At 69.8% G+C, this 8,052-nt stretch carries 10 protein-coding genes; 9 read left to right on the plus strand and 1 reads right to left on the minus strand.

Annotated elements, in window-relative coordinates; all coding sequences use genetic code 11:
* Positions 1-410: 410 nt before the first annotated feature.
* Positions 411-626, minus strand: a complete 216-nt coding sequence (locus tag A9O63_RS20650) for a DUF1127 domain-containing protein (RefSeq protein WP_041669202.1) — start codon at positions 624-626, stop codon at positions 411-413.
* Positions 627-895: 269 nt separating this feature from the next.
* Between A9O63_RS20650 and A9O63_RS20655 the strand changes: the two genes are divergently transcribed.
* The 9 genes from A9O63_RS20655 to A9O63_RS23500 form a co-directional block, all read left to right on the plus strand.
* Entirely contained in the window at positions 896-1,957 is a 1,062-nt protein-coding gene (locus A9O63_RS20655; RefSeq protein ID WP_069332426.1) for an Mrp/NBP35 family ATP-binding protein, read from the plus strand.
* A 905-nt stretch (positions 1,958-2,862) separates the two neighbouring features.
* On the plus strand, positions 2,863-3,369 hold the full coding sequence (gene mraZ, locus A9O63_RS20660) for a division/cell wall cluster transcriptional repressor MraZ (protein ID WP_069332425.1): 507 nt from the start codon (positions 2,863-2,865) through the stop codon (positions 3,367-3,369).
* 3 nt (positions 3,370-3,372) lie between these two features.
* Positions 3,373-4,368 (plus strand): 16S rRNA (cytosine(1402)-N(4))-methyltransferase RsmH, encoded by a 996-nt coding sequence (gene rsmH / locus A9O63_RS20665; protein ID WP_069333571.1) that lies wholly within the window; start codon positions 3,373-3,375, stop codon positions 4,366-4,368.
* Complete coding sequence (ftsL, locus tag A9O63_RS20670) at positions 4,369-4,728, plus strand: cell division protein FtsL (protein WP_009562985.1); 360 nt, start codon at positions 4,369-4,371, stop codon at positions 4,726-4,728.
* The gene (locus A9O63_RS20675; protein WP_069333572.1) at positions 4,725-6,518 is read left to right on the plus strand and encodes a peptidoglycan D,D-transpeptidase FtsI family protein; all 1,794 of its coding nucleotides are present in this window, start codon (positions 4,725-4,727) and stop codon (positions 6,516-6,518) included. The genes ftsL and A9O63_RS20675 overlap by 4 nt, the downstream gene beginning before the upstream one ends.
* A gap of 14 nt (positions 6,519-6,532) precedes the next feature.
* Positions 6,533-6,829, plus strand: a complete 297-nt coding sequence (locus A9O63_RS23495) for a hypothetical protein (protein WP_069333573.1) — start codon at positions 6,533-6,535, stop codon at positions 6,827-6,829.
* Positions 6,826-7,134 carry a hypothetical protein gene (locus tag A9O63_RS20685; protein WP_069333574.1) on the plus strand — a complete coding sequence of 103 codons (309 nt, stop codon included), beginning with the start codon at positions 6,826-6,828 and terminating at the stop codon, positions 7,132-7,134. The genes A9O63_RS23495 and A9O63_RS20685 overlap by 4 nt, the downstream gene beginning before the upstream one ends.
* A gap of 65 nt (positions 7,135-7,199) precedes the next feature.
* Complete coding sequence (locus A9O63_RS20690) at positions 7,200-7,730, plus strand: sigma-70 family RNA polymerase sigma factor (protein ID WP_011339035.1); 531 nt, start codon at positions 7,200-7,202, stop codon at positions 7,728-7,730.
* The coding region (locus tag A9O63_RS23500; protein ID WP_235837015.1) for a zf-HC2 domain-containing protein at positions 7,714-8,052 on the plus strand (339 nt) is incomplete at its 3' end. The genes A9O63_RS20690 and A9O63_RS23500, both read left to right, overlap by 17 nt.

Raw genomic sequence — 8,052 nt, forward strand, 5'->3', positions numbered from 1 at the left:
GGCGGCGGCTCCAGGGAGGAGGAGGGAGCCGCCGCTTGGTCATCGGCACCGCGGGAGGAGGTGCAGTACCGAAGTCCGGTGGGAGGGGGCGCTGGGCCCGATCCCGGAAGGGGGGCGACGGCTCCAGGGAGGAGGAGGGAGCCGCCGCTTGGTCATCGGCACCGCGGGAGGAGGTGCAGTGCCGAAGTCCGGTGGGCAGGGGGCGCAAGGCCCGATGCCCGGATCTGGTGCAGCGACCCCAGGGAGGAGGAGGGGGCCGCTGCGGTTCCGATCGGCCAGGGAGGAGGAGAGGCCGTTCGAAGAGGGGGGAAGCTTGCGCTTCGGAAGAAAGGACGGCGACACCAGGGAGGAGGAGAGGCGTCGCCGCTGCTGCTACAGGTCCCGGGAGGAGGTGGGACCTCGCAGGAAACTCAGAGACCGTAGGCGGCTTCCATCGCGATGCGGGTGATCATCGAGCGGTGGATGCCGAGGTCGGCCAGTTCACGGGTCGTCAGCGAGTTCAGTTCGCGCACGGTCTGCCGGTAGATCCGGCGCTGCGCGAGAGCGAGTTTCACCGAAGCCACCAGGGCCGAAACACGGTCTCCCAGACCGTGGTGCCCGATACGGGTGGTGTTTGCGTAAGCCATTTCATCTGCCTCAGGTTCGTCTAGACTGCGCGGACCGGGTTCGTTCGTGACGTCTCCGTCGCGCTGTTAGGGCAAACATGGGCCATTTGCTGCATCTGCACAATGCGCCGCATGGGCAATGCTGCCATGCGGCGTCTGCATGGCTCTCCCGCCCGGATTTGCGCGCTCTTGCAGGCGCTTCGCCCGCTTCGAGGGCGCTTTGAAAACGCGGGCTTGTCCTTTTGTCCAAGCCCTGCAAGCTAGGCCCGCCTGGGTCAAAGGAGAAGGCCATGCCGATCGCTCGTGAATCCGTCCTCGCGGTCCTCGACCGCATCCCGCTGCCGGACGGGGGCACGCTCGTTTCGAGAGATTTGATTCGTGCGCTGACCGTCGAGGGCGACGCGGTGCGCTTCGTGATCGAGGCGCCGAGCGCCGAGGCCGCCCGTGCGCTGGAGCCCGTCCGCGCCGAGGCCGAGCGGGCGCTTCGGGCGCTGCCGGGCATCGCGGGCGTGCAGGCGGTGATGACCGCCCACGGGCCTGCCGCACCGTCGCTCAAGATCGGCCAGCATCCGACGCCGCAGCCTGCCGGGCCCCAGCCGATCGCGGGGATCGACCGGATCATCGCGATCGGATCCGGCAAGGGGGGCGTCGGCAAGTCCACCGTCTCCTCGAACCTCGCCGTGGCGCTCGCGCGGCAGGGTCGGAAGGTCGGCCTGCTCGATGCCGACATCTATGGCCCCTCGCAGGCGCGCATGATGGGCGTGAACCGCCGCCCCGCCTCGCCGGACGGCAAGACGATCCTGCCGCCCTCGGCGCATGGCGTCACCATGATGTCGCTCGGCCTCATGCTGAAGGAGGACGAGGCGGTGATCTGGCGCGGCCCGATGCTGATGGGCGCGCTCCAGCAGCTTCTGGGGCAGGTGGCTTGGGGCGAGCTCGACGTGCTGCTCGTGGACCTGCCGCCGGGAACGGGGGACATCCAGCTCACCCTCTGCCAGCGCACGCAGGTCACGGGCGCCATCGTCGTCTCGACGCCGCAGGATGTGGCGCTCCTCGATGCGCGCAAGGCGCTCGACATGTTCCGCAAGCTGAAGACGCCGGTTCTCGGATTGATCGAGAACATGTCGAGCTACGTCTGCCCGAACTGCGGCCACGAGGCCCATATCTTCGGCCATGGCGGCGTGGCGGAGGAGGCGAGGCGCCTCGACGTGCCGTTCCTGGGCGAGCTGCCCCTCGATCTGTCGGTCCGCCTTGCAGGTGACGAGGGCCGCCCCGTCGCGGCCGGCGAGGGGCCGATCGCCGAGGCCTATGCCGATCTCGCCCGCCGCCTCGTGGCGGGCGGCATGGCCTGAGGCCGGACGCCCCCGGCTCCCGCCCCCTGCTCGGGAGGGAGCCACCTTCCTCATCTGGCCTGTGAGCCGTCCGAAGCCGCCCCGAAAGGGCGGGCTTCGGCCGAGGCTGCGCGCCCACCGGGCGCGAGGGCTTTCCCGGCGCGATCCCGGTCGGGGGAGGGGATGGCCGCAAGGCCACGGGAAATCATGGGATTGAGTCCGCAAGGCCCTCCCGCGGCCGGACTGCGACCCGGAAGACACGGGCTTCCGGGAAATCGTGGGAAAGGCGCCCGGCCGCTGGTGCCTCTCCGGGATTCCATGGAACACAGGCCCTCATGTGCCGATCCCGAGGAATCAAAGCTGCTCACATCCCCGCGATTCGCACCGTCAGGCGGCGACCTGCCCGGACGAATTTAACCGAACATGTGGCAAATTCGCTGCAGCCGCGATTCCCTGTGGGAAATCGTGGGACGGGACAATCCGCGCCTTTTACACAATATTTCGGAGTAGGGGAGTTCTGACTCCCTATATCTGTGGTTGCAGATTGTGCAGCTCGACATGGCCGCTTCGATGACCGTCAGCGGCTTCCCGCGCTTTGGCGCCTGCCGGCCCAATCTGCCCATTGCGTCCCATGAAATCCCATGGCATCCCTAGCTCACGAGATGAGAACGGGACAGTGAACAGGGGCGACAGACCCCGAACAGGCGAAAAGCAGGCTTCATACAGGCACCCGCTTTCATCCAATGACAGATCCGGCGCGCATGCGAGCAGACATCCCCCCAGGTGTGTGTGCGCAGTTGGACACCCAGCGATGGGACAGGCACGGCGGATCGGGCAGTGGCAGCCGCTCGATCCGCCGCTTTCGTTTCCGGGGTGCGCGTTGCGCCTCCCGGGACGGCACCGGACAGTGAAGGAGCCGCAGGGAAGTGGCGGAGGCGTTCAGAGGCGAATACAACCAGAAGGTTGACGCCAAGGCGCGGGTGTCGATCCCGGCCCCCTTCCGTCGTGTCATCGAAGCGGGCGATCCCAAATTTTCCGGCGGCCGGTCGAGCTTCGTGCTCGTCTATGGCGGCGACCGCTCCTATGTCGAGTGCTACACCATTTCCGAGATGGAGCGGATCGAGGAACGGATCCGCAGCCTGCCCATGGGCACGCCCAAGCGGCGCTATCTCGAACGCAACATGATTACCCTCGCGCTCAACATGGAGCTCGACGAGGACGGCCGGATCGTGCTGCCGCCCAAGGGCCGCGAGAAGCTGGGCATCTCGCCCGACGAGCTGAAGGGCGGCACCGAGGCCACCTTCGCGGGCACGCTCAACAAGTTCCAGATCTGGAAGGCCGACACCTACGCAGCCGAGCTCGCCGCCGAAGAGGAGGTGCTCCTGCCTCCGGGGGCGGACATGCTCTCGCTGCTCGAAGATACGGGGCTCTGACCCATGGCCGAGGCCGACACCGAGCGCCGGCCCCACATCCCGGTGCTGCTGCGTCCGCTCCTGGCCGCGGTGGCGCCGGTCGAGGGCACATGGCTCGACGGCACCTTCGGGGCAGGCGGCTATGCGCGGGGTCTTCTCGAGGCGGGCGCGGACCGGGTGATCGGCGTCGACCGCGATCCGCTCGCGCTCGAGATGGCCTCCGCCTGGGCGGGAAGCTACGGCGACCGGCTGCGCCTCGTGGCGGGCACCTTCTCGCAACTCGACAGTCATGCGGGCGCGCCCCTCGACGGGGTGGTGCTCGATCTCGGCGTCTCCTCGATGCAGCTCGATCTGGCCGAGCGCGGCTTCTCGTTCCAGAAGGACGGCCCGCTCGACATGCGCATGAGCCAGGAGGGCGAAAGCGCCGCCGATCTGGTCAATACCGCCTCCGAGGAGACGCTGGCCGACATTCTCTATCACTACGGCGAAGAGCGCGCCTCGCGCCGCATCGCCCGCGCCATCGTCGAGGCCCGCGCCGCGGCACCCATCACCCGCACGCTCGCCCTGGCCGAGATCGTGGCCCGCTGCCTGCCGCGGCCGAAGCCCGGCCAGATGCATCCGGCCACCCGCAGCTTCCAGGCGATCCGCATCGCGGTGAATGCCGAATTCTCGGAACTGGTCGAGGGGCTCGAGGCGGCCGAGCGCGCGCTCAAGCCCGGCGGCCGGCTCGCCGTCGTCACCTTCCACAGCCTCGAGGACCGGATCGTGAAACGGTTCCTCCAGCTCCGCTCGGGCGGCGAGGGGCAGGGCAACCGCTACGCCCCCGAGACGCGCGCCGACGCGCCCCGCTTCACTCTTCCGCTGCGTCGTGCCATCGGCCCGGACGAGGCGGAACTCGCCGAGAATCCGCGCGCCCGGTCGGCCCGGCTGCGGGTGGGTGTCCGCACGGACGCCCCCGCGGGAAAGGTCGATCCGCAGGCGCTCGGCACCCCGCTCATCCCGAAGAAAGGACGCCGCTGAATGCGCCCCGTGCTCTATGTCCTCACCTTCCTCGCCGTGATGGGGCTGGCCTTCTGGGCCTACCGTGAGAACTATGCCACGCAGCAGGCGCTCAAGGACGTCTCGGCGCTCAACCGCGAGATCGCGACCCTGCGCGAGTCGCTCTCGGTGCAGCGCGCGGAATGGGCCTATCTGAACCGTCCCGACCGGCTGCGCGAACTGGCGGCGCTGAACTTCGACCGTCTGGGCCTCCTGCCGCTCGAGGCCGCGCAATTCGGCTCGGCCGCGCAGGTCTCCTATCCGCCGGATCCGCTCCAGGTGGTCACGCCGCAGGATCTGCGGCCGGGCGACATCTCGGGCGAAGTGGGAGAGCCGCTGTGATCCGCACGCCGCTGCGCCCCCTGGCCCGGATCCTCGACGCCCGCGCCAAGGGCGAGAATCCCGATTCCATCGAGCGCGAGAACCGCCGCATCCGCCACGAGGCGATGCGCGACAAGGCGCGCAACCGCGCCGAGGGCCGGCTCCTCCTGCTCGGCCTCAGCTTCTTCCTCGCCTTCTCCGTCATCGGGGCCCGCATGGGGCTTCTGGCCTCGACCCAGCCCATGGAGCCGCGCGCCGCGGCGAGCGGGGCCGAGATCCTGAACCAGCGGGCCGACATCACCGACCGCTCGGGCCGGATCCTCGCCACGAACCTGCTGACCCATTCGCTCTATGCCCACCCGCAGGACATGGTGGATCCCGCCCGGGTCGCCCGCGAGCTTGCGGCGATCTTCCCCGAACTGAACGAAGAGGATCTGGCCAAGCGCTTCACAGACGGCCGCCGCTTCCTCTGGATCCGCAAGAAGCTCTCGCCCGAGCAGATGCAGCAGGTGCATGACATCGGCGATCCGGGCCTGCTCTTCGGCCCGCGCGAGATGCGCCTCTATCCCAACGGCCGGCTGGCCGCCCATGTGCTTGGCGGCACCAGCTTCGGCGCCGAGGGCGTCCATTCGGCGGAAGTGATCGGCACGGCCGGCATCGAGAAGGCGCTCGACACGCGGCTGCGCGATCCGGCGGCAGCCGGAGAGCCGCTGCAGCTCTCCATCGACCTGACCGTGCAGGCGGCCATCACCGAGGTTCTCGGCGCCGGCATGAAGATGATGAACGCCAAGGGCGCGACGGCGATCCTGATGGAGGCGCACAGCGGCGAGATCCTGGCTCTCGCCTCGCTGCCCGACTTCGATCCGAACGACCGCCCGGCGCCCCTCGTCGACCGCAACGCCGATCCCGGCGACAGCCCGCTCTTCAACCGCGCGGTGCAGGGGGTCTACGAACTCGGCTCGACCTTCAAGATCTTCACCGTGGCTCAGGCGATGGAGCTGGGCCTCGTGAATGCGCAGACCATCGTCGATGCCAATGCGCCGATGCGCTGGGGCCGATTCCTCATCAAGGAATTCAAGAACCACAATTACGGCCCGCTCCTGTCGGTCACCGACGTGATCGTGAAGAGCTCGAACGTGGGTGTGGCGCGGCTCGCGCTCCAGATCGGCGGACTGCGCCAGCAGGCTTTCCTGAAATCGCTGGGCTTCTTCGATCCGACCCCGGTCGAGCTGGTCGAGGCGCCCTATGCCCGCCCGCTCGTCCCCGCGAAATGGCCCGAGATCACCACGATCACCACCTCCTACGGCCACGGGCTCGCCGCGAGCCCGATGCATCTGGCCGCGGCCTACGGCACGATCGCGAACGGCGGCATCACCGTGAAGCCCACCCTCCTCCACCAGAACGACCGTCCGCAGGGCCCGCGCGCCATGCGCCCCGAGGTCGCGCGCGATTCGCTCTCGATGCTGCGACAGGTGGTGACGCGCGGCACGGCCTCCTACGGCGACGTCGAGGGCTACGAGGTGGCGGGCAAGACCGGCACCGCCGACAAGCCCAACCCGCGCGGCGGCTATTACCACGACAAGGTGGTGAACACCTTCGCCTCCATCTTCCCCGCCTCGGACCCGCGCTATGTGCTGATCGTCACGCTCGACGAGCCGGTCGAGACCTCGGGCCCCGAGCCGCGCCGGACGGCCGGCTACACCGCCGTGCCCGTGGCCGCCGAGATCATCCGCCGCACGGCGCCGCTCCTCGGCCTGCGCCCCAAGGTTGAAGCCCCGCCCGTGGATCGGATAACAGCGGTGCGCAACTGACAGGGAGACCGCTGATGGCGGATCGCGCAGCAACACTCTCGGCGCTCGGGCTCACGCCCGCGGGCGGCCGCGGAGGCGACATCGCCGTGACCGGCCTCGCGGTTGACAGCCGGCATGTGCGCCCCGGCACGGGCTTCCACGCGGCTCTGGCCCTCCTGATGACGCTCGTCGCGATGGCGATGCAGGCCCGCGGCAGGCTCTCGGCCGCGCGGATCGCCCCCTTGCGCATCCTGCGGCTCTGGACCGACTGGGCGGCCTTCGCGGGCCTTGTCGGCGTTGCGGCCGCCCTCCTGCCGGGGCTGGTCGCATGAGCGCCATCCTCCGCATCGCCCTGCCCCTCACGCTCTGGCTTGCAGGCTTCAGCGCGGTCTACGGGCTGCACGGGCTCGTCTGTTCGGGCGGCTGGCCGGGCGGACGCCTGCTCCTGATCGCAGGCGGGGGCGCGGTCCTCGCGCTCCAGCTCGGGCTTCTCCTCGCCCTCCGCTCGCGGCGCTTCGGCGATCCGGGCCGGTTCGTGCGCGGAACCAGCCTCCTCCTCGCCGTCGTGGCGCTTGTCGCGACCCTCTGGACCCTCATTCCGGTGGCCGTCACCTCGACCTGCCTGCCGCCCGGCTAAAAATCTTCGGATTTATTTCGCTCTTGCGGGATGAAGGGGCGGCGCGGCTCCGTATATCCGGCAAGATGCGTGAAACAGACGAGATCCTGGCCGAACTGACCCCGCTCCGGCGCTACGCCCGGTCGCTCACGCGCGACGAAGCGGAGGCCGAGGATCTCGTGCAGGAGGCGCTCCTGCGCGCGCATGAGCGGCGGGCGAGCTTCCGGCGCGGCAAGGGGCTCAGGGTCTGGCTGATGTCGATCCTGCACAACCTCTTCATCGATGCGCTGCGCAGCCGCCGCGCCCGCGAACGGCGCGAGGCGGCGGCGATGGAGGCAGCCCCCCTGTCGCACCCGGCCTCGCAGGAGAGCGCGGTGCGGCTGGCCCAGATCCGCGAGGCCTTCGCGCGCCTGCCCGAGGAGCAGCGCTCGGCGCTGCATCTCGTGGCGATCGAGGGGCTGTCCTATGCCGAGGCCGCCGAGGTGCTCGGCGTGCCGCAGGGCACGCTCATGTCGCGGATCGGCCGGGCGCGGGCCGCGCTGCGGGCCTTCGAGAACGGAGAGGCGGCGCGCCAGCCGCTTCGGGTGGTGGGAGGACGCGATGCGGACGATGCATGAGCCCGTGACCGAGCTCGACCTCGTGGCCTATGTCGACGATCAGCTCGACCCCTGGCGCCGCGTGGCGGTGGAGCGGCATCTTGCGACCGATCCCGAGGCCGCGGCCCGGGTGATGGCCGACCTGCAGGCGCGCGACGAACTGCGCCTGGCCTTCGCCGAGCCGCTGCCGCACGAGGCCGATCAGCTCGACCCCTGGCGCCGCGTGGCGGTGGAGCGGCATCTTGCGACCGATCCCGAGGCCGCGGCCCGGGTGATGGCCGACCTGCAGGCGCGCGACGAACTGCGCCTGGCCTTCGCCGAGCCGCTGCCGCACGAGGCGCCC

The organism is Cereibacter johrii (assembly GCF_001720585.1).
Taxonomy (GTDB): domain Bacteria; phylum Pseudomonadota; class Alphaproteobacteria; order Rhodobacterales; family Rhodobacteraceae; genus Cereibacter_A; species Cereibacter_A johrii.

Coding starts and splice junctions, on each gene's coding strand:
- A9O63_RS23495 (WP_069333573.1), top strand. CDS start 6,533: ATGGCGGATCGCGCAGCAACACTCTCGGCGCTCGGGCTCACGCCCGCG.
- rsmH (WP_069333571.1), top strand. CDS start 3,373: ATGGCCGAGGCCGACACCGAGCGCCGGCCCCACATCCCGGTGCTGCTG.
- A9O63_RS20650 (WP_041669202.1), bottom strand. CDS start 626: ATGGCTTACGCAAACACCACCCGTATCGGGCACCACGGTCTGGGAGAC.
- A9O63_RS20685 (WP_069333574.1), top strand. CDS start 6,826: ATGAGCGCCATCCTCCGCATCGCCCTGCCCCTCACGCTCTGGCTTGCA.
- ftsL (WP_009562985.1), top strand. CDS start 4,369: ATGCGCCCCGTGCTCTATGTCCTCACCTTCCTCGCCGTGATGGGGCTG.
- A9O63_RS20690 (WP_011339035.1), top strand. CDS start 7,200: ATGCGTGAAACAGACGAGATCCTGGCCGAACTGACCCCGCTCCGGCGC.
- A9O63_RS20655 (WP_069332426.1), top strand. CDS start 896: ATGCCGATCGCTCGTGAATCCGTCCTCGCGGTCCTCGACCGCATCCCG.